17 protein-coding genes are annotated in these 21,743 nt (G+C 61.7%); 10 read left to right on the plus strand and 7 right to left on the minus strand.

The features are described 5' to 3' along the window. Window positions 1-7 precede the first annotated feature (7 nt). Complete coding sequence (locus HDF15_RS05065; RefSeq protein ID WP_184253395.1) at window positions 8-379, minus strand: hypothetical protein; 372 nt, start codon at window positions 377-379, stop codon at window positions 8-10. A 311-nt stretch (window positions 380-690) separates the two neighbouring features. Here HDF15_RS05065 and HDF15_RS05070 point away from each other — a divergent pair, with 311 nt between their 5' ends. From HDF15_RS05070 to gltX, 5 genes are all read left to right on the plus strand, one after another. Then, window positions 691-1,164, plus strand: a complete 474-nt coding sequence (locus HDF15_RS05070; RefSeq protein WP_184253838.1) for a GNAT family N-acetyltransferase — start codon at window positions 691-693, stop codon at window positions 1,162-1,164. A 518-nt stretch (window positions 1,165-1,682) separates the two neighbouring features. Continuing rightward, on the plus strand, window positions 1,683-2,384 hold the full coding sequence (ispD, locus tag HDF15_RS05075) for a 2-C-methyl-D-erythritol 4-phosphate cytidylyltransferase (protein ID WP_014267066.1): 702 nt from the start codon (window positions 1,683-1,685) through the stop codon (window positions 2,382-2,384). A 174-nt stretch (window positions 2,385-2,558) separates the two neighbouring features. Next, a complete protein-coding gene (ispF, locus tag HDF15_RS05080) occupies window positions 2,559-3,182 on the plus strand; it encodes a 2-C-methyl-D-erythritol 2,4-cyclodiphosphate synthase (protein ID WP_044177090.1) in 624 nt (207 codons plus the stop codon). A 314-nt stretch (window positions 3,183-3,496) separates the two neighbouring features. After that, the gene (locus HDF15_RS05085; RefSeq protein ID WP_184253397.1) at window positions 3,497-3,817 is read left to right on the plus strand and encodes a hypothetical protein; all 321 of its coding nucleotides are present in this window, start codon (window positions 3,497-3,499) and stop codon (window positions 3,815-3,817) included. Window positions 3,818-3,864: 47 nt separating this feature from the next. Further along, window positions 3,865-5,385, plus strand: a complete 1,521-nt coding sequence (gltX, locus tag HDF15_RS05090; protein WP_184253399.1) for a glutamate--tRNA ligase — start codon at window positions 3,865-3,867, stop codon at window positions 5,383-5,385. A 246-nt stretch (window positions 5,386-5,631) separates the two neighbouring features. On the opposite strand, the gene HDF15_RS05095 is transcribed toward gltX, so the two are convergent. Next, window positions 5,632-6,093, minus strand: a complete 462-nt coding sequence (locus tag HDF15_RS05095) for a protein-disulfide reductase DsbD domain-containing protein (RefSeq protein ID WP_184253400.1) — start codon at window positions 6,091-6,093, stop codon at window positions 5,632-5,634. 56 nt (window positions 6,094-6,149) lie between these two features. After that, window positions 6,150-6,749, minus strand: coding sequence for a TlpA disulfide reductase family protein (locus HDF15_RS05100; RefSeq protein WP_260330853.1), 600 nt, complete (start codon window positions 6,747-6,749; stop codon window positions 6,150-6,152). On the opposite strand from HDF15_RS05100, the gene HDF15_RS05105 reads away from it, so the two are divergent. Beyond that, window positions 6,706-8,046: an SIS domain-containing protein gene (locus HDF15_RS05105; protein WP_260330854.1), complete on the plus strand. Its 1,341-nt coding sequence runs from the start codon at window positions 6,706-6,708 to the stop codon at window positions 8,044-8,046. The two genes, HDF15_RS05100 and HDF15_RS05105, sit on opposite strands and share 44 nt — an antisense overlap. Window positions 8,047-8,377: 331 nt before the next feature. Continuing rightward, window positions 8,378-10,222: a proline--tRNA ligase gene (locus HDF15_RS05110; protein WP_184253404.1), complete on the plus strand. Its 1,845-nt coding sequence runs from the start codon at window positions 8,378-8,380 to the stop codon at window positions 10,220-10,222. 749 nt (window positions 10,223-10,971) lie between these two features. On the opposite strand, the gene HDF15_RS26400 is transcribed toward HDF15_RS05110, so the two are convergent. Further along, window positions 10,972-11,016 carry a hypothetical protein gene (locus HDF15_RS26400; RefSeq protein WP_396248619.1) on the minus strand — a complete coding sequence of 15 codons (45 nt, stop codon included), beginning with the start codon at window positions 11,014-11,016 and terminating at the stop codon, window positions 10,972-10,974. Here HDF15_RS26400 and HDF15_RS05115 point away from each other — a divergent pair. After that, a complete protein-coding gene (locus HDF15_RS05115) occupies window positions 10,997-13,048 on the plus strand; it encodes a transglycosylase domain-containing protein (protein ID WP_409254863.1) in 2,052 nt (683 codons plus the stop codon). The two genes, HDF15_RS26400 and HDF15_RS05115, sit on opposite strands and share 20 nt — an antisense overlap. Before the next feature lie 370 nt (window positions 13,049-13,418). Here the strand turns inward: HDF15_RS05115 and HDF15_RS05120 are convergent, their stop codons facing one another. After that, window positions 13,419-14,363 (minus strand): type I phosphomannose isomerase catalytic subunit, encoded by a 945-nt coding sequence (locus HDF15_RS05120; protein ID WP_184253408.1) that lies wholly within the window; start codon window positions 14,361-14,363, stop codon window positions 13,419-13,421. Window positions 14,364-14,536: 173 nt separating this feature from the next. Here HDF15_RS05120 and HDF15_RS05125 point away from each other — a divergent pair, with 173 nt between their 5' ends. Then, entirely contained in the window at window positions 14,537-15,958 is a 1,422-nt protein-coding gene (locus HDF15_RS05125) for a sugar MFS transporter (RefSeq protein ID WP_184253410.1), read from the plus strand. A 201-nt stretch (window positions 15,959-16,159) separates the two neighbouring features. Here the strand turns inward: HDF15_RS05125 and HDF15_RS05130 are convergent, their stop codons facing one another. Next, on the minus strand, window positions 16,160-16,360 hold the full coding sequence (locus tag HDF15_RS05130; protein ID WP_014267079.1) for a hypothetical protein: 201 nt from the start codon (window positions 16,358-16,360) through the stop codon (window positions 16,160-16,162). A gap of 168 nt (window positions 16,361-16,528) precedes the next feature. Between HDF15_RS05130 and trxB the strand changes: the two genes are divergently transcribed. Continuing rightward, window positions 16,529-17,485, plus strand: a complete 957-nt coding sequence (gene trxB / locus HDF15_RS05135; protein WP_184253412.1) for a thioredoxin-disulfide reductase — start codon at window positions 16,529-16,531, stop codon at window positions 17,483-17,485. A gap of 89 nt (window positions 17,486-17,574) precedes the next feature. Here trxB and HDF15_RS05140 read toward each other — a convergent pair whose 3' ends face one another. After that, entirely contained in the window at window positions 17,575-21,108 is a 3,534-nt protein-coding gene (locus tag HDF15_RS05140) for an Rne/Rng family ribonuclease (protein ID WP_184253414.1), read from the minus strand. Between the last annotated feature and the right edge of the window lie 635 nt (window positions 21,109-21,743).

Below are 21,743 nucleotides of genomic sequence, written 5' to 3' on the forward strand. Positions count from 1 at the left end.
CTAAGCTCTAGTACCGATGGCCATGCCGGTCATACCGCTCACGGTAATCGCGATCTTTATTGTCCTGGTGAACCTTGCCGGCGACCGCACCAACGCCCGCGCCTGCTGCGCCACCGATCAATGCGCCCTTCAGGCCTCCGCCAAACAGAGCACCCAGCGCAGCGCCGCCAGCACCGCCGATCAGTGCCCCCTTGCCTGGCCCAATGCCGCCCTGGTCGCGACGATCGTCGTGCCGGTGATCATAGTTGTCGTTATACGGATGCCGGCCTCGCGCTCCATTGTAGAAAGCACTGCGATCCTGGGCCGTCGCGGATGCGAAGGGCATGGTCATCAAAACCAACAAGACAGCACTCGCAATCCATCGCGTCATTTGGTTCATATTCAATCTCCTGGGAACAGTCCTAGCTTTTATGCTGGTCGGCTGGAACGGGTAGCCCACCGCAGTTTTATCGCCTCGGATATTTAGGGTGCGGCATCAAGCTTTGTTTAAAATTTTGGCCATACTTTTGGCTTTGAAGGGGCGGGGCTTCAGCCCGCCATTGGGATACCCCACAAAGTAAGGCGGCTTCAGCCGCGGAGGGAACGATGTCTACCTGGGCAGCGACTCCATCTCTTGAAACATCTTTGCCCATCAGAAGCGCTTGAGCCTGCCCATCCCCCATATCCGCGTCCCGGTTGTTATCATCCCCTATGCCGAACTTACGCCGCGCCACCATAGGCGACGCCGCCCTCATCGCAGCGCACCGTCACAGCATGTTTCAGGACAACAACTTCGCCAGCGAAGCCCGCCTCGCCGAGATGGACGCCGCCTTTGAACCCTGGGTCCGCGAACGCCTCGCCGACGACCGCTATGTCGGCCTGCTCCTCGAAGAAGACGGCCACATCCTGGCCGGCGCCGGCATCTTCTTTCAGGACTTCCCGCCACACTGGATGGATCCCCAGCCCACGCGCGCCTATCTGCTCAACTTCTACACCGCCCCCGAGGCCCGGGGACGCGGCTTTGCCAACCAGTTGCTCAAGCTCTCCGTAGAAGAGTGCCGCACCCGTGGCGTCGACGTCATCACCCTGCACGCCTCGCCGTTCGGCAAGCCAATCTACGAGAAGTTCGGCTTCTCGCACTCCAACGAGATGATGTTCCGGCCAGAAGAAGGAAACAGCAAGTAGGAAACAGGGAAGCAACATTTGAATGCTCGACGGGGAAAAGCCTAAGGACTACCTACTACGGCAAGAAAATGCAGATGGCGAAGGTGTAAATGGAGAATATAGAAATAGAGATCAGCACAAATCTAAGCCCCGAAGGGGCGACGTCATACCAGCCCAGGGCGAAGCCCTGGGTTACCGGGCGATAGAAATTCGAGCCCTGAAGGGGCGACCTATCGGTGGCAGCACGATAGATCGCCCCTTCAGGGCTCAGCAATTGTAGGGGCTGTCACCCACGGCTTTGCCCTGGGCTGGTATAGCGTCGCCCCTTCGGGGCTTAGATGGATGCCAATCCCAGACGCGTACGCCCAACGCTTGCTTTGAAACTAAAAATCAAATGCGATTGCCCTGGGGCGAAGACAACGACTTCCTAGTAGTCCCCCCTGAATGAGCAACCTGTCCCTCCCACCACGTGCTGTTTCTTGTTCCCTATTTCCTGTTTCCTACTTCCTGTTTCCTCTTCGCGTTATACTCACCTTCCCATGTCTGTCTTCGTCATTCTCCCCGCAGCCGGTATCGGTACTCGCATGGCCTCCACCGGGGCCGCGCCCAAGCAGTTCCTCACGCTCAAAGGAATCCCCCTTCTACTGCATTCGCTGCGTGCCTTTCTCGCGGTGCCGCGCGTCACGGCCATCTACGTCGCCGTACGCACGTCCGAGCGGGCTCGAGTAGCGGCATTGATCGCGGAACACAATCTCGGCGAGAAGGTCCACGTCGTCACCGGCGGCGACTCACGCCAGGACTCCGTCTCCAGGGCTCTCGCGGCCCTGCCGTCGACTGCCGAAAACGATATCGTCCTGGTCCATGATGCGGTCCGCCCGCTCATCGATCCCACGACCATCGGCCGGACCATCGACTCCATCCAGAAACACGGCGCAGCCATCGTCGGCACACCCGCCATCGACACCATCAAGCAGGTCGAGCGCACCGCCGACGGGGCCCTGATCACCGCCACCATCCCCCGCGAACTCATCGTCCACGCCCAGACCCCGCAGGGAGCACGCGTTCCGCTAATGCGTCAGGCCTTCTCCGAAGCCGCAGCCGATGAGTTCATCGGCACCGACGAGGCCAGCCTGCTCGAACGCGCCGGCATCCCGGTCTTCGTCGTCCAGGGCCACGCGCGCAACTTCAAGGTCACGCAGCCCGGCGACCTCGAGATCGCCGAGTTCTACCTGGCAGGCTAACGCTCTCGCTGTCGCCTTTGTTGTTGCTGTTCTGGCTTGTCATTCCCGCAGGGAATCTGCTGTTGCTGTTGCCTTTGCTTTTCTGGTTGTCATTCCGAGCGCAGCGAGCGAACCTGCTTCCCGCCCGCACCGCCACAAATCCACCACCTCAAAAACCATTTATCATCCATAACAATGTCCATGCGTATCGGCCTCGGTTTCGACTCTCACGCCTTCAAACCCGGTGTCCCCCTGGTCATCGGCGGCCTTAAGATCGACCACCCCGAGGGCCTCGCCGGGCACTCCGACGGCGATCTGCTGCTCCACGCCATCACCGACGCCCTGCTCGGGGCCGTCTCCGCCGGAGACATCGGCACCTTCTTCCCGCCGACCGACCCCAAGTGGAAGGGCGCGGACTCCACCGTCTTCCTCGAAACGGCGCTCGAAGAGATCGCCCTGGCCGGCTACAAGATTGTGAACATTGACTGCGTGCTCATCATGCACCGCCCCAAGATCGTGCCGATTGCGGGCGATATGCGCGGCCGCGTCGCCGACCTGCTGGGCCTCGACCTGAAGAACGTCAGCATCAAGGGCAAGACCCCCGAAGGCCTCACCCAGGACGGCACCGCCGTCGCACACGTCGTCGCGCTGCTGGAGTCGATCGACCTGCCCAGCGAACCCAAGAAAATGGAAGCCCTGGCCGAAGCTCCCAGTGAAGCCGACATCGACGGCGTACTCAGCACCCTCGTCACCGGCGGCCGCGACACCAGCGCCCTGGGCCGCAAGCTGCCGACCTTCGACACCGACGATCTGACCTAATTGCGCGAAGCGCGTTCCGTGACGCTTCAGCGTTACGGAGGCGGAGGGAGCCGTAGCCTTTAGGCTACGGAATAAGGGCCAGGCAAGAATTGGGCTTTAGCCCCGGGCCTCTTGTCCGCAGCCGAAAGAAGGCTCGGGCCTAACGGCCACATCTTTGCTAAGCCCTATTTCCGTAGCCTCCCCGAGGCTAAAGCATCGGGGAACACGCTTCGCGCAATTGGATGACACTCCCTAGTCAAGACACTCTCTGGCCGGAAAATTCTTTTGGACTCCGCTTCTCTTCTCCGGTACATTGGCTGCATCTCTTGGAGGCAATGATGGACCAGCAGCAAGCGCAGCAATTTGGCGGCATGATCGCAGGCATGATGGGCATATTTATGTTCATCGGCGTAGCAGCCCTGGCCTTTGGCATCTTTCTCTTTTGGCGTATCTTCACCAAGGCAGGCATGGCCGGACCGCTTTCCCTGCTGATCCTGTTTCCCGGCATCGGCTATATCGTCGTCCTTTGCATCCTCGCCTTCTCTGACTGGAAGGTCGTTCCTGCCCCGGCGGCACAGCTTTATCCCCCCAACTATCCGCCGCCGCCCAGCTTTCCGTCCACTACACCTCCTTCTACCTTTCCACCCCAGGCGTAAACCGGTTCGAGGCTGCGGAGCGTCTCTGTTAAGATTGGGTCTGACCCATGACTCCTGAGACCTCCGCCCCTTCGCCTGATTCCCGCCCCACCCGCGTCCGCATCGCCCCCTCTCCAACAGGCGACCCTCACGTCGGCACCGCCTACATCGGTCTGCTGAACTACCTCTTCGCTGCCCAGCGCGGCGGCGAGTTCGTGCTGCGCATCGAAGACACCGACCGCACCCGCTTCGTCGCCAGCTCCGAGCAGATGATCTTCGACGCCCTGAAGTGGATCGGCCTGACCTGGAACGAAGGCCCGGACGTCGGCGGCCCCTACGGCCCCTATCGCCAGTCCGAGCGCACCGAAATCTACCGCGAGCACGTAGAGCTGCTGCTCCGCAGCGGCCACGCCTACCGCTCTTTTGAAACCGCCGAGGAGCTTGAGGAAGTCCGCAAGCAGCAGATGGCCGCCAAGCAGCCGCCCCGCTACAACGGCGCAGCCCGCCACCTCTCGCAGGAGGAGATTGACGCCAACCTCGCGGCCGGCAAGCCCTTCGTCGTTCGGCTCAAAGTCCCCCTCGAAGGCTCAACCACCTTCCGCGACGAACTGCGCGGCGAGATCACCTTCGACCACAACAACGTCGACGACCAGGTGCTGATGAAGTCCGACGGCTTCCCCACCTATCACCTCGCCAACGTCGTCGACGACCACCTGATGCGGATCACCGACGTCATTCGCGCCGAGGAGTGGATCAGCTCGACGCCCAAGCACGTGCTGCTCTATAACGCGTTCGGATGGGAGTTGCCGAAGTTCTGGCACATGCCGCTGCTGCGCAACGTCGACAAGTCGAAGATCTCCAAGCGCAAGAATCCCGTCTCGCTGGTCTACTACCGCGAGAGCGGCTACCTGCCCAACGCGATGCTGAACTTCCTCGGCCTGATGGGCGGCGGCATGGCGCAGCCCACGGAACAGGAGATCGTCAGCAAGGGCCTCAACACCAAAGAGGGCGACATCTTCTCCCTCGCCGAGATGAAGGAGCGCTTCGACTTCCAGCGCATCTCCCTCGGCGGCCCGGTCTTCGACCTCGTCAAGCTCAAGTGGCTCAACGGCGAGTACATCCGTCGCCAGTCTCCCGATGAATTCTTCCAGACCTTGCGCCAGACCCTCTTCTCCGACGCCTACCTCCGCGCCGTCGCGCCGCTCGTCCAGGAGCGCATCGAGACCGTCGGCCAGTTCGGCGATATGACCGGCTTCCTCTTCAGCGACAACGTGCTTCCACCGGAGTCCGTCTGGCTGCCCAAGAAACGCCAGCCCGAAGAGACCCTAGCCTTCGCCGCCGAGCAGCTCACCGCGCTCGAAGCCAGCACCTGGGACGCCGCATCCATCGAGGCCGAGCTCAAGAAACTCGGCGAAGCAAAACAGTGGAGTGTGAAGGAAAACTTCATGCTGCTGCGCGCGATCCTCAGCGGCAGCCTGACCTCACCCCCACTGATGGAGAGCCTGGTCGTCTTCGGCAAGGCCCGCTCGCTCGACCGCGTGCGGCGTTTTCTAGAAACACAGAAGAAGCTGGCGAATCAGCGGAAGTAGCTTGCATTTAAAGGGAAAGTAACTTGCGTTAAAGGGCCAAAGGCCCGCCTCATCCCAGCCTGGGGCAAAGCCCCAGGTACCAAGGGCATAAATGGAAGAGGGCTGAAAGCCTGACTCATCTGTATCACCACAGATGAGCCGGGCCTTCAGCCCTCAGATTTTCGGTGGCATGTATTCCTGGGGCTTCGCCCCAGGCTGGGATGAGACGGGCCTTTGGCCCTTCACAACCGTGCTGGCAGAAACAACCTACTTCCCCGTCACAGCCACCTTCACCGGCAACGACCGCGGCGGAAAGCACGCCGCATTATCGCAAGCCTGATACCGCAACGCCCCGGTCAAAGTCGAAGCCCCACGCGGCACAATCACCCGCAGCATCACGCGAAACTCACCCTGGTACACATCCAGCGTCTCCCCGTCACCCACGGTCAGCCGAAAAGCCGTCCCCTTGGGATACTCCTCCGAGACCACCTTTACATCCGCCGTATCGAGCTTCAGCACAGTAGGAATCAGCAACTCATCCTTCGGCGTATGCGAGTTGATATGAAAGCCCGGATCGACATGGAAACGCAGCTCCACCACCTGGGGCTTGCCCGCATCCACGACGATCCCGTCGTCCGCCAACCGCACATGGTCTTTATGAGCCGCCGCCGCACGGTCGCCGCCGCCGCCAAACTGAATATCCTGAGCCCGGCCTGGAATCAGGCTCACGCCCAACACCAGCGCCAACCCTAAACCCTGAGCCCTGAGCCCTAGACCCTGCCTCTTCACATCCCACCTACAGCAAGCGTCTTGCGAATATTCGCTTCCATCTCGTCCTTGCTGGGAGCGCCCGCGGTCTCTTCCACTACATTGCCGTTCTTGTCCACATAGAACGTCTCCGGCAGGTAGTCCACGCCGCCATAAGCCTTCGACACCTTCTCATTGTCATCAGGCAACAGGATCTGATAGGTCACACCGATCTTCTTCGCGGCATCGGCGATGTCGTCCTTCGACGCGCCCTGATCCTGCGAGAGGCCGAGCACAACCAATCCCTGCGGCTTGTACTTACCGGAGAACTCCTCAAACCACGGCATCTCCAGCTTGCAGGGCCCGCACCAGGTCGCCCAGAAGTTCACGACCACAGCATGGCCCTTGTAATCGGCCAGCGAAACCTTCTTGCCCGAAAGATCGACCAGCGTAAACGCAGGAGCGGGTTTGCCGCGCAGGCTTGCGCCCTGGGCATCGGGGCTGTCGCCCGAGGCGGAGCCCGTGGCTCCGTCCTTCACCACCGTGATCTGTGACTGCCGTGCCTGCTGCATCGCCAGCCGCCGCTGCCGCAGGTTGTGGACACCGGCCCACACCAACAGCGCAACAACCACTACCATCGCTCCCAAAACTCCCAATCGACGCATTCAGGTACTTCCTTCCGCGCGAGCCACACACACCGCGCCATGTATAGTCTACTGCTGCGACTTCTTCCTGGATTGTCATCCTAATGTCATTCCCGGCACAGAAGCCTCACGGGCATGCGCGGCGGCCTCCGCGAAACCTCCGCGCCCCCCTGCGTTAAAGCTTTTGCCCCTGCATTTGCTAGGATTCAGTCCGACACCTATGACCGACTCCACCCAACTCGCCGACGCTGCAAGCCCCGCCGATCTCGTCCGCATCGAAGCCCAGGCCCTCCTCGAACTCGCCGGCCGGCTCGACGGCCCGCAACTCAGGGCCTTTGACCACGTCGCCGGATTGCTGGCCGAAAAAGCCCGCGACGGGCATCGGACCGTCGTCACCGGCGTGGGCAAGAGCGGTCTGATCGCCCGCAAGATCGCCGCAACCCTGGTCTCCACCGGCACGCCAGCCCAGTTCCTTCATCCGGGCGAGGCCCTGCACGGCGACCTCGGCATCCTCAACCACGGCGATATCCTCCTCGCCCTGTCCTACTCCGGCGAGACCGAAGAACTGCTGCGCCTGCTGCCCGTCCTACCCCGGCTCGGCGTGACCCTCATCAGCTTCTGCGGCTGCCTGACCTCGACGCTCGCCACGGCCAGCGCCCACACACTCGACGTCAGCGTGAGCCGCGAAGCCTGTACCCACCAGCTCGCGCCGACGGCCTCCACCACGGCCATGCTGGCGTTGGGCGACGCGCTCGCCATCGACGTGAGCCGTCGCCTCCACTTCAAGGCCCGCGACTTCGCCGAACTACACCCCGGAGGCCAACTTGGCCGCCGCCTCGCCACCGTCAAACAGTTGATGCACTCCGGCGACGCGCTACCGCAGGTCTCGCCCACAACTCCCATGACCGAGATCATCCACGAGATGTCGGCCAAGCGGCTGGGCATGACCACCGTGCAACAGAACGGCAAGCTACTCGGCGTCCTCTCCGACGGCGACCTGCGACGCCTGCTGGAGCGCGACGGCCCCGGAGCCTTCCACAAGACAGCCGCCGAGGTCATGAACCCTCACCCCCGCCTCATCGCGCCCGAACCCTTCGCCGTCGACGCCCTGGCCCTGATGGAGCAGCACAAGATCACCGCCCTCGTCGTCACCGAAGACGGCACGGCAACATCCCCCGTGCTGGGCGTGCTGCACCTGCACGATCTGTGGGAGGTAGCACCCCAAACCACGCAAGCCCCCGCGCCAAAGATCAAACACATCGATCCCCCTGGAGACGACGGCCGGCTTTAACCACCACAGCACCGCTTTTGCCTTTGCTTTTCTTGTTTGTCATTCCCGCAGGGAATCTGCTTTTGCACTTGCTCTTGCCTTTGCACTTGTTTTTCTTGTTGTCATTCCGAGCGCAGCGAGTGAACCTGCTGTCTCCCGTTTTTCGTTCATGTCGCCACCACTATTACGCGGCAGCAAAATTGTGATGTCTCTGCCAACATCTTCGGCACGTCGACCAAAGAGCGGGAGAAAGCAGGTTCGCTCGTTTCACTCGGAATGACAACCAGAAAAGCAACAACCTAAAAAGCAAAGACACCACGCCCAAATACGCCTCCGCTACAATCGAACCAACATGCAACGTTGGTCAAAACTCTTCATCCCCACTCTCCGCGAGGCTCCCACAGACGCCGAGGTCGCCAGCCACAAGCTCCTTCTCCGCGCCGGATATATCCGCCAGCTGGGCGCAGGCATCTACAGCTACCTGCCGCTCGGGCAGCGTTCGCTGAACAAGATCATCGCCATCGTCCGCGAAGAGATGAACAAGATCGGCCAGGAGTTCCTGCTCCCCGCGCTGAACCCGCGCGAGCTCTGGGAGGAGTCCGGCCGCTGGACCGGCATGGGCCAGAACCTCTTCCACCTCCAGGACCGCAAGGGCGCGGAGCTGTGCCTCGCCATGACGCACGAGGAGGTCATGACCTCTATCGCGCGCAACGAGCTGCGCAGCTACAAACAGCTTCCGCAGATCTGGTATCAGATCCAGACCAAGTTCCGCGACGAGCCCCGCCCCAAGGCCGGTCTGCTGCGCGTGCGCCAGTTCACCATGAAGGACGCGTACTCCTTCGACGTCGACCAGGCAGGCCTCGACGAGAGCTACCGGAAGCACTACGACACCTACGTCCGCATCTTCAAGCGCTGCGGCCTGGAGTTCGTCGCTGTCGATGCGGACTCCGGAGCCATGGGCGGCTCCGGCTCACAGGAGTTCATGGTCTACACCGACGCCGGCGAAGACCTGATCGCCAGTTCGGCCTCGGGCTACGCGGCAAATCTTGAAAAAGCCACCAGCAAACTTTCACCGGTCGAAGACCTGGCACCCACCGGCGACGGTCTGCCCGAACTCATCCATACGCCAGGCCAAGGCGCGATCGCCGATATCTGCGCGTTCCTGAACATTCTTCCCTCGCAGGACATCAAGTGTGTGGCCTTTATGGGTAGCCGCACCGGTCATCCGGAAGGCGAACCTCTCCGCCCGATCGCCGCTTTTTTGCGGGGAGATCACCAGGTCAACGAGACCAAGCTCAACGCAGTGGCCGGCACAGGAGAACTGCGCCCCATGACGCCCGAAGAACTGGAGCTCTTCATCGGGGGCCCGGCAGGCTATCTCGGTCCGGTCGGCATAGCGCAGGGGATGTCAGGTGGTTCGCTCAACGGCCTCAAATCCGGTAAGCCTCTTGATCGTCTCAAAGGTGTATTTCGCGAAAATCCCACAGAGGGACTGCGAACGATCATCGTCCTCGATCCCGGCCTCGATGGCCGGACGAATCTCGTTGCAGGCGCCAATAAGCTGGACTACCACCTTCGCAACGTGACGCCGGGCCGCGACTTCACCTCGACGGTCGTCGCTGATATACGCAATATCAATGAAGGCGAACCCGATCCCATCGGCGGCGAGCCGTTGCGCCTGGGCAAGGCCGTCGAGATCGGCCACATCTTCAAGCTCGGCACCAAGTACTCCGAGTCGATGGGCGCACGCGTGCTCGACGCCAACGGCAAAGAGGTCCTGCCGATCATGGGCTGCTACGGCATCGGCATCGAGCGCATTCTGACTGCCGCGATTGAATCCTCCGCCGCAGCGAATGCCGGCGAGCAATATGCTCTTCCCGCGGCGATCGCTCCGTTTGAGGTCATCGTGACCATCACCAACGTCCGCGAGGCCGATCTGCTGGCCGCCGGTGAAAAGATCGCAGCCGATCTCGAAGCCGCGGGGGTCGACGTTCTCCTCGACGACCGCGACGAGCGCGCCGGCGTCAAATTCAAGGACGCTGAACTGATTGGCGTTCCCTACCGTATCAACATTGGCAAGAAACTTGCCGAAGGCCAGGTGGAACTCGTCGACCGCCTCACCCAGACCACGACCGACCTGCCGCTGGATGCCATCACCGCACACATCCAATCGCTGCTCGCTGCGTCCAAACTGTAGTAGCCGTTGCGGTTGTTTGTCTTTCGCCGTTGTTTGTTTTTCGTCGTCATCCTGAGCCGTAGGCGAAGGACCCCCGCATTCGTGTCACCACGAATGCGGGAGATCACCTGGGCTAACGACTGCGAGAGGCGGCACAGAATAACTGACGGCGAAGAACACATACCGGCAACACCTATCGCTGCCTGCATCACAGGATTACTGCGAAAATAGAAGCAGCACGAACTTCTATCCACGGCACCCCTCCCTATGCCCTTAAAACTAAAAGTCGGTAAATCCAGCCACCCTCTCCTCTGGAACGTGGCGCGCTTTCTCCTGGTGCTCGTGCTCATGGGCGCCGCCTTCGGCGGAATCATCTTCGGCATCTACTACTACCGCTACAGGAACGTCGTGCAGGAGTGGCTGGCCAAGGGCCCGCTGTTCCCCTCCGTCGCACAGATCTACGCGGCCCCGCAGGACGTCCGCCCCGGCCAGCAGCTCAGCGCCGACAGCATTGCCGCCTCGCTGCGCAAGGCCGGATACAACTCCAACACGCAGCTCGGCAGCTACCAGTTGCGCGGCGACGACATCCTCATCAAGCCCGGCCCGCAGAGCTATCTCGCGACCGATGGTGCCACGATCCATACCTCCGGCGGACAGGTCCAATCCATCACCGCGGAGAACGGCGCTGCCCTGGCCGGCTACAAGCTCGAACCCCAGCTCATCACCGCGCTCTCCGAAGACAAGAACCGCGTCAAGCGCCGCCTCGTCACCTACAACCAGATTCCGCCACACATGGTGCAGGCCGTCACCGCCATCGAAGACCGCCGCTTCTTCGAGCACGGCGGCGTGAACTACGTTCGCCTCATCAAGTGCGCCGTGCAGGATACCCTTTCGCGCCGCATGAACTGCGGCGGCTCCACACTCACCCAGCAGCTCGCCAAGAACTTCTTCCTCTCGCCTGAAAAAACCATCTCGCGCAAGATCGCCGAGCTGATGATTACCTACCAACTCGAGTCGCGCTTCAGCAAGCAGCAGATCTTCGAGATGTACGCGAATGAGATCAACATCGGCCAGCGCGGTTCCTACGCCGTCAACGGCTTTGGAGAAGCCGCCCAGGCCTACTTCGGCAAGGACCTCCGCCAGCTCAATCTCGATGAGTGCGCTCTGATCGCCGGTCTCATCCAGAACCCCAACCGCCGCAATCCCTACCGCCATCCCGACCGCGCCACCGAGCGCCGCAACGTCGTGCTCGACTCTATGGTCGAGACCGGCTCGATCACCGCCGCCGAGGCCGAACGCGCCAAGGCCGAGCCCCTCCACCTGGCTCCCCCCAACATCGACGCCAGCGAAGCGCCCTACTTCGTCGACCTGGTGCACGACCAGATCGTGCAGCGCCTGGGCGACTCCGACACCGCCCGCTCCGGCTCCCTGCGCATCTACACCTCGCTCGATCCCGACCTGCAGCGCGCCGCCTCGGAGGCCGTCGAGGTCGGTATGCGCAACGTCGACGAGCTCGTCCGCAAGCATCACAAGAAGGGCGACACCAGCGCCATTACCTATCCGCAGGTCGCCCTGGTAGCGCTCAATCCGCATACCGGGCAGATCCTCGCCCTCGTCGGCGGACGCAACTACGGCGTCTCGCAGCTCGACCACGCTACCGCCGAGCGTCCCACCGGCTCCATCTTCAAGCCCTTCGTCTATGCGACGGCCTACAACTCCTCGCTCGAAGGCACAGCCGTTGAGGGCGGCAGTGTCTTCACCGCTCTCACCAAGATCAACGACGATCCGCAGGACTTCGGCACCAACGGTCAGTCCTACACACCGGGCAACTTCGAAAGAGGTGAGTACCCCGGCATGGTCACCGCCGCTACCGCCATCGAACACTCGCTGAACATCGCCACGATCGCTCTGGCCCAGATGATCGGCTACAACAACGTCGCCACCCTCGCGCACTCCGCGGGCATCGTCAACGCCAAGGCAACACCTTCGATGGCCATTGGCACCTACAGCGCCACGCCCATCGACATGGCGGGTGCCTACACCGTCTTTGCGAACGGCGGCGTCCATCTCAAGCCCTGGCTGCTGGCCAGCGTCCGCAATCCCAACGGGGACATCGTCGCCGACTTCGCCCCTGAAGCCAAGCAGGTCCTCGACCCCCGCGTGGCCTACCTCACCCAATCGCTGATGGAGGGCGTCATCGCGCGCGGCACCGCTTCCGGCGTCCGCAAACACGGCTTCCTCGCCCCGGCCGCCGGCAAGACCGGCACCTCCCACGACGCGTGGTTCGCCGGCTACTCTTCCAACCTGCTCTGCATCATCTGGGTCGGCAACGACGACTACACCGACGTCAAGCTCCAGGGCGCCGACGCCGCCGCCCCCATCTGGGCGGAGTTCATGAACCGCGCCATCCGCCTGCCGCAGTACTCCGACATGAAGAACTTCACCCCGCCGGAGGGCGTCCAGACCCTGAGCATCAACCGGGCCACGAATATGCCGGTCGATGAATCCTGCTCCAGCGACAGCTTCAACGCAGCCTTCCTCGTCGGAACAGCCCCGCAGGGAACCTGCTCACGCATGGGAGAGGACACCCAAGCCCTCGGCGACAGGCTCCTGAACGGAGCCAACCTCAATCCGGGGAACGGAAACGTCTCACCCGGCACGCCCCTCAACAACGGCATGCCCAACCCCACAGGTGCGATCCCAGCGAACCGCAATAACCCGCAGCCGGTTCCCAGCAACAACCAGCCCGCTCCGAGCGAACCCGTCAAGCATCGCAACCCCTTCCAGAAACTGTTCGGCCTGGGCAAAGACAAGGACAAACAGCCCCCACCGCCGCCGCCTCAGTAGCGCTCGGGCAGTTGCAGTTGCAGTTGCAGTTGCAGTTGCCTTTGCCTTTGCCTTTCTGGTTGTCATTCCCGCAGGGAATCTGCTTTTGCTGTTGTTCTTGCTTTTCTGGTTGTCATTCCGAGCGCAGCGAGCGAACCTGCTTCCTCCCGCTTTTCGTTTCTATTGCCACCACTGTTATGCGGCAGCAAAATTGGTGCTGCCAATGTTTTGGGCGATACGAGCAAAGAACGGGAGACAGCAGGTTCGCTCCCCTTCGACTACGCTCAGGGTCGGAATGACAACCAGAAAAGCAAAAGCGGAACAGGGGAGCCGGGACTTAAAAGACCCCGCCTTCCCTGCCCCGCAACGCTAAACTTCGCGCTATAAACAACTACGCCGTAACGCGCACCACCTGCGCACTCTCCGTACCCGCCAACTGATACGCAATACCCTCACCCGGCAGCACGACGACACAGGCCTTTGGAAGCTCCATCGCCGCGCTCCCCGATACCGGCTGAACAAAGCAGCCGTCACCTAGCGCAATCAACAACTGCATCCGATCCGAGTTTTCGAGCTTGATCGTTTGGCCGACCTTGACGTCGAAACGGTCGACCGTAAAGTAAGGCGACTTCACCAACTGCGTACGAGCTCCCTCCGTAACCGGCGGAACAAGCCCCGCGCCGGTCTCGGTGCGCGTCACCGCAAGCCCCTTGTCCAGATGCAGCTCACGAGGCCTGCCATAGTCGAACAGTCGGTACGTCACATCGCTGTACTGCTGCGTCTCCAGGATGACCACACCGGGCCCGATGGCATGGATCGTGCCAGCCTCCACATAGACCATGTCGCCCGCCTTGACGGGGACGTGCGCCAGCTTCTCTTCGAGCGTTCCCTGCTCGATCGCAGCACGAATGCCCTCCGTGGTAATCGGCTCGCGGAACCCGAGCGCCACCGAAGCTCCGGGCTCGGCCGAAAGGACGTACCAGCACTCGTTCTTCCCTCTCGGTTCGCCGATAGCACGGGCCTGCTCGTCGTTGGGATGCACCTGCACCGACAGCTTTTCGTGCGGAAAGAGGATTTTCAGCAGCAGGGGGACACCACCGGCGACTTTGTCAGCCAGCAGCGCAGGATAGCTCTCGGTTGCGGCAGCAAGAGTCTTGCCGTGCAGGGGGCCGTTTCCGATCAGGCACTCGGCTGCCGTCAGCCAGACCTCTCCGATGGGCTTCCCGGTCTCGGGCACGTCAAACCATGGTTCAAGGGAGCTGGCCCCCCAAATACGTTCTACTTGAAGCGGAGTCAAAATAAATGGCCCGATAGATGGCTGGCTGGGAATCGTCATTCTTCCAAACTACCGGATACAGAAAACTTGGGAAAGCTCCCCCAACCATTCCCGGAAGGCTCCCGGCACTCTGCCCGCCATCTATTCGCTGGGCCATTGCCGCCCCGAGGCGTTACTCTTAGGATGACCGATTTTCGCGCCTCCGCGCACCCACCTGTTTGAAGGAGCTTCACTTGGCCGTTCCAGTTAGAAACATCAGTGCGCCGGGTTACGGCGACGATCAACCGATCAAAACCGACATGCGCGCTATGAGCGTCGCAACCTCGCTCTTCTTCATGGTGGGATTCCTCACCTGCCTGAACGACATCATCATCCCGCACCTCAAGAGCATCTTTGCTCTGGGCTACGGCGAGGCCATGTCGGTGCAGCTCGCCTTCTTCACCTCCTACTTTGTCTTCAGCTACCCCGGTGGGGCGCTCGTCGACAAGTTTGGCTACAAGAAGACCATGGTCGTAGGCCTGCTGGTCATGGCCTGCGGGGCAGTCGGATTCATCCCCGCAGCCCACTTTGCGCTCTTCCCCATCTTCCTGGCTGCGCTCATCATCCTGGCCGCCGGCATGACCATCGTGCAGGTCGCCGTGAACCCCTACGTCACGGTCATCGGCCCGGTAGGCACAGCTTCCAGCCGTCTCAACCTCGCCCAGGCCTTCAACTCCTTCGGGACCTTCATCGCTCCCCTGTTTGGGTCGGTCCTCATCCTCGGCAACGCACCGGCGATGATCACGCCCGATCGTCTTCGCTCCATGACGGAGGTCGCAAGACAGGCCTATCGAGCGAGCCAGGCCTCAACCGTGCGCCTGCCCTACATCGGTATCGCTCTCACGCTCGTGCTGCTGGCCCTGGCCCTCGCCGCGATCAAGCTGAAGACCACCACCGGCGTCTCCCAGCACACCCAGGACTTCCGTCCCGGAGCCTTCGCGGAAGCCCTCTCGCGCCCGGATAGCATCTGGCACCACCCCTGGCTGCTCTTCGGCGCAGTCGGCATCTTCGTGTACGTAGGTGCGGAAGTCGCCATCGGCAGCCTTCTCGTCAACTACATGGGATTGCCTCAGATAGCCGGGCTCCGCGAATCCACCGCCGCCTACTTCCTCATGGTCTATTGGGGCGGCGCGATGGTCGGCCGCTTCATCGGTTCCGCGGTCCTGCAGAAGGTGAAGACAGGCATCGTGCTGGGCGCTGCCGGCCTCTGTGCCCTGCTGCTCATCGTGATCAGCATCAAGACGACCTACACCTCCGGCCTCTGGATTCAGACCATCGATCTTCCGCACTTGCATCGGACCCTCTACATTCCGAAGTCCGTTCCGATGTTCTCGATGCTGGCGATCGGCTTCTGCAACTCGATCATGTTCCCCTCGATCTTCACGCTGGGCATTCAGGACCTTGGTCCGCTCACCAGCAAGGGCTCGAGCCTGCTGATCGCAGCCATCGTCGGCGGCGCGCTGATTCCGAAGGCAACCGGCATCCTCGCCGACCACAGCGGCCTGCACCCGGCCTTCATCATCCCTGCGATCTGCTACGTCTACATCGCCTGCTTCGGGCTGGCAGCCATCCGCCGCCCCGTAGCCTCCAATGGGCTCCTCGTTGATCCCACGTAAGACGGGCAGCAGGGATTCAAACTTGCAATGAGTTCAGGCTCCAAAAGGGCCGAGGCTAAAACAGCCCAGGGCATCGCCCTGGGCTGTTAGCTTTTGCTCTTGCCGTTGTTTGTCTTTTGTCGTTGCTTGTTTTTCGTCGTCATCCTGAGCGGTACGCGAAGGATGACGACGAAAGACAAATCAACCTACCGCCACTCACCCTTAAAGCTCAGGATAAAAATCAAAAAACGCATCCAGGCTATGCCGCAACTGGGCCTCGATACTCTCGCGGCTCCCCTCCAGGATGTGCATCGTCACCTGGGCCTCATTCCCGTTCTTCAGCGCGATGGGAGCAGCCTGCACGCTCTCAATCTCATCGGCGGGCAGCAGCCGCATTCCGTAAACCAAAACTAAGTCAGCCATAGCCTCTATCGTACGCCGGAAGAACAGAGGGTAGAGGATAGAGTGTAGAGACGCGCCCTTGACGATAAGGAAGGCCCGCCACCCACTCCGTCTACACTCTATCCTCTACCCTCTACACTCTGCTTTTCCCTCCTGAACCCTTTCCTCTCCCGGTACAATCAAACGGATATGTCAGACCAGATCGAAGTACGCGATACCGTCATTCTTGGCTCCGGCTGCGCCGGACTCACAGCCGCCATTTACGCGGCACGCTCCAACCTGAAACCGCTTGTCCTCGAAGGCCACGAGCCCGGCGGACAGCTCTCCATCACCACGCTGGTCGAGAACTTTCCCGGCTGGCCCGAGGGCGTGCAGGGTCCCGAGCTCATCGAGAACATGAAGAAGCAGGCCACCCGCTTCGGCGCCGAGCTGCGCCTGGCCCACCTCACCTCGGTCGACCTGACCACGTCGCCCTTTGAGCTGACCGTAGGCAAGGACATCATCAAGACGCGCTCCCTCATCATCGCCTCGGGAGCTTCGGCCCGGTGGCTCGGCCTGCCCAGCGAACAGGCCCTGATCGGCCACGGCGTCAGCTCCTGCGCTACCTGCGACGGCTTCTTCGCCTCCGGCAAGGAGATCGCGGTTATCGGCGGCGGCGACTCGGCGATGGAAGAGGCTCTCTTCCTTACCCGCTTCGCGACCAAGGTCACGATCATCAACCGCAGCGAGAACTTCCGTGCCTCCAGAATCATGCTGGAGCGCGCCATCGCTCATCCCCAGATCGAGTTCCTGCACAACACGCTGGTGGAAGAGTGCCTCGGCGTCGAAGAGAAGGACCTCAAGGGCCTGAAGCTGGTGAACCGCAAGACCGGCGAGCGCTGGACCCTGCCCGTCTCGTTCATGTTCCTCGGCATCGGTCACGTGCCCAATGCGTCGATGTTCAAGGGCCAGATCGACCTCGACGGCGACGGCTACATCGTGACCGAACACAACGTCTTCTGCACCAACCAGGGCATCCAGCTGCACGGCGTCTACGCCTGCGGTGACGTGCAGGACCGCCGCTACCGCCAGGCCATCACCGCCGCCGGAACCGGCTGCATGGCCGCGCTGGAAGTAGAGAAGTACCTGGAAGAGATGGGCCGCTAAAACCTCAGCATCACTCTCCCAAGAAAAGCGGCGACCCTGGGGTCGCCGCTTTTCTCTACGCTCTACACTCTATCCTCTGCACTCTGCTTCTAGTGGATGTCGAACTGCTCCGGATGCAGGCTCGGATCGCTCTTCACCAGGATCGTCTTGCCCGACATCTCTTCCATCTCCTGCAGCCACTTGCCGCTGCCCGACTTCAACTGCTTCACGACCTCCGGGTTCACGCGCAGCATGATGTCGCCCTTGTCGAGATGCTTGTGCATCTTCCGCATCTCGATATAGATGTCGTTGCACACCGTGATCGGCGACTTCACCATACCCGTGCCCGCGCAGATGTTGCAGGTCGTGGAGAGCGTACGCTCCAGTGACTGCTTCACACGCTTGCGAGTGATCGCGACGAGGCCGAAGTCGTTGAACTGCAGCACCTTCGACGGTGCGCGGTCCTTCTTCAACTCCTCTTCAAGCGCAGCCATCACCTTGTGACGATTCTTGCGCTCATCCATGTCGATGAAGTCGATGATGATGATGCCGCCCAGATCGCGCAGACGAATCTGGCGAACGATCTCGGGGATCGCATCGAGGTTCGTCTTGACGATCGTGTCTTCCAGCCGTGCCGTCTTGCCGACGTACTTGCCAGTGTTGATGTCGATCGCGACCAGCGCCTCGGTCTGGTTGATCACGATCGATCCGCCGGACTTGAGCCACACCTTCGAGCGCAGCGCCTTGTTGATCTCCTCGGTGATGCCGAACTGCTCGAACAGCGGCGTCTCCTTCGTGTAGAGCTTCACACGCCGGATCAGGCTCGGCTGGAAGCGCTGCAGGAAGCGCAGCACGCGCTCGTACTCGGTCTCGGTATCCACCCAGATCGCGGAGAAGTTGTCCGTCACCTGGTCGCGCAGGATGCGCTCGACGAGGTTGAGATCGTGGTAGATCAGGGCCGGGCTCTTCGACGACTCCGACCGCTGCTTGATGTCCGCCCACAGGTTCAGCAGGAAGCGAAGATCGCTGCGCAGCTCCTCTTCGCTCGCGCCGGACGCCGCCGTGCGTACGATGAAGCCGCCGCTCGCGTCGCCCTTCTCCGAGAGCAGAATCTCCTTCAACCGGCGGCGTTCGCCGTCAGAGTCGATCTTGCGCGAGACGCCGACATGGTTGACCGTCGGCATGAACACCAGGAACCGGCCCGGAAGCGCGATGTGCGACGTAATGCGCGCGCCCTTCTTCGCGATCGGCTCCTTGGCAATCTGCACCAGGACTTCCTGGCCGGGCTTCAGCAGGTCGCTGATCGCGGGCAGGTCTGTGGCTTGCACCGAGTGCCGGCCCGGACGTCCGCCGGGACGCGAATTCGCCATGCCGCGCTTGTCGCGCGAACCACGGTCTCCGCTGCGGTCCCCACGTCCGCCGCGACGGCCATCGCGACGTCCACGCCGCTCGCCCTCACGCTGCGCCGGTCGTGCTTCACCCTCTTCGCCAGAGGCAACAGCCTCCTCGCCAATAGGAGAGTCCTCAAACGCATCCGCCTCAGCGAACTCTTCCTCTTCGGCTTCGCTCACATCGCTGCCGGAGATCTCATCGTCCGACTCGAACTCGTCCTCTTCAATCTCTTCTTCGTCGATGTCGAAGTCGTCATCCTCGTCGTCCAACTCTATCGGCTCAGGACGCGTGATCTGGTCGATCGACATCTCGCGCAACATGGTCCCGAGATCGGCTGCGCCTTCCAGCGTCTCCTCTTCCATGTCGTCTTCAAAGGCTCCGGCATGGACGTGCGGAAGATCGCTGTCCTCGTCGTCCAGCAGTTCTTCTTCGAGCTCTCCGTCTCCGGGAGCGAAGATCTGCGCCCCCTCATGGGGGACCGGCGTCGTCTCAGCCTGTGCCAAATGCACCGACTGTACGGCCTGCTCATGCTCAATGGGGGCTGCCAGGTTCTCCGTATCCTGTGGAGCAACCTCAGCCAGAGGAGTCTCCGAGATCATCTCGCCGGTTGGCTGAATCGTCGTGAACTCGTGGACCGGAGCGCCTTCGGCTTCCTCCGGAAGAGCCTCAACCGATTCAGGCGCGCTCTGGCGGAACTCGCTCGGGCTGACAGGATCGACACGGTAAGTCACCGAGGCATCCTCACCCGGCTCGTATTCAACGGTGGTCTCGTGGAACTCTTCGACCGTCTCGTGCAGCTCTTCCACCGCTTCGAGCACAGGCGCGTTCTCTGCCTCTGCTTCCAGGGGAGCAACATCGGTCTGGGGCTCATAAACAGGCTCCAGAGCCTCTGCCGCTTCGATCTCCTGCTGGTACTGCTGAACTTCAAAGGCCTGTGTCTCATAGGCCGGAGCGTCGTCGCTGAATGGCATAGCGTTCGCTTCAGGCTCATGCTGCGAGGTCACCGCAGGCAGCACAGCTTCGGCCGGATCAAGCTCCCGGCGTGGGCTCTCCGAGTGAACCTCGTTACGGCTACCCTGGCGCTGCTGATCGCGATCGCGACGGCGATCACGGCCATTGCCGCCCTCCCGTCCGCCACGATCCTCGCGCGCAAAAGAACCCTCGTTGCGCGGCTCTGCACTGCGGTCACGATGCCGCGAAAGCGTCTCGCCCGGCAGGGTCGCTCCGCCGTCCCAGCCCAACAAAGGAACAACTTCGGTAGAAGGTTTCGGAATAATAACGTTCGGCGCTAAGCTCGAGGAACTGTGCGAGGCTGAAGCATCGGCATCCTCGCCGCGACGGTACTTCGACAACGACTCGCCCGGCAGGATGATCGGTTCGATCGGTGCGCTGGCCTCGAAGCCATCCTCTTCGCGAGAGCCGCTACGGTCGCCGCGCGGAGCGAAGCGTTCGCGTACCGAGTCATGGCGTCCGCCACGATCTTCGCCACGGCCACGACGCTCACGGCCACCGCTGCGCTCTTCACGAGGCACAACCTCTTCCGGAGCCGCCTCTGCCTGAAACTCAGGCTCGGGAGCCTCGGTCGAAACGGCTTCTCCATTGTCATTGGAGCGCGCCAGACCACGCTGATCGTCATTCCCGCCACGGCCGCGACGGCGGCCACGGCGACCACGCCAGCGGCGGCTGCCGTCAGCTCCGGGAGCACCTTCGCCGATTTCATCGGTATCGCTCTCACGCGGAGCAGCGGCAAAGACTTCGTCCTGCGGCGCCAACTCTGCCGGGACAGCAGGAGCCTCGCGGCCATCACGACGCCCACGATCGCCCTTATTACGGTCACCACGCTCATTGCGGTTGCCACGCTCACGGCGGCCTTCACCCTCAGCGCGGACCGGAGCCTCGGCAGCGGCTTCGGGAGAAGCCTCGGTGCCCTCTTCGTCACGGCGGCCGCGCCCACGGCCTTCGCCGCGTTTTTCGCCACGGGCCGAGCGGCTATCGGCGGATTCAAAATCCGCTGAGTCGCCAGCCTCTTCCATGAAGTCGGTGATGTACAGGAACGCGTCGCGCTCCAGGCCGATGTCCACAAAGCTGGACTGCATGCCCGGCAAAACGCGGGTGACGCGGCCGTTATAGATCGAACCGGCGAGCGTGTATTCATTCTCACGCTCGTAGTAGATTTCCGTGAGTTCGTCTTTTTCGACGATGGCGAGCCGCGTCTCGTGCGGCGTGCTTGAGATGTAAATTTCCTTCGACATTGCTCTGCTTTCTGCCCGTCCCCGGCTCAAAGGCCGTGGATCAGGCTGGCAGAACAGGCGAAGATCGCGCCAAAGAAAACTAAGCTTAAAACAAGTTCGATGCTTAGTTGACTGTGGCAGCCTCCCTGGATGCGGACGGGAACTGAGCTGCGGAGACTGGGTCGAACTTCCGGAGGCTGCACGCTACGCGGGCACGCCCCCCAGCCTGCGGATAGCTGCGCAAAAAGCGCAACCGCTGGCTGGTGCCGAGAGAGGATTGTTCCAGTATTAGACCGCGTGCCTCGGGCCGAACAGAACTGCCCTGAAGCAAATCGCTGCAAACGGAGTTTGTGACCAACACAGCCTCGATCCGAGGCGGGGTCGTTAACCGTCCGTTTACATTCATTCTCAAAACCTGTCCGGCCATCGGAAGCTGATCCGTGCCTGGCCGGCCTTCTAAAAATCTTGGTGTGGCCGCTGCGCCGGGGAATAAGTCGCATCCGTGCAGCGGTTCTATACCCGCCCAGCCCTGTGGCTGAACGTCTTCCTTTAGTATGCACCAAAGTGGGGCAACGTGCGCCCGCGCTTGCCGCTTTCGGACTAGGTAGTGTCTGACGAATCGGAGCTACCGACTTTTGTCCTTGTGGCTGCTTTTT

It is taken from the genome of Granulicella mallensis, assembly GCF_014203225.1.
Lineage (GTDB): Bacteria > Acidobacteriota > Terriglobia > Terriglobales > Acidobacteriaceae > Granulicella > Granulicella mallensis_A.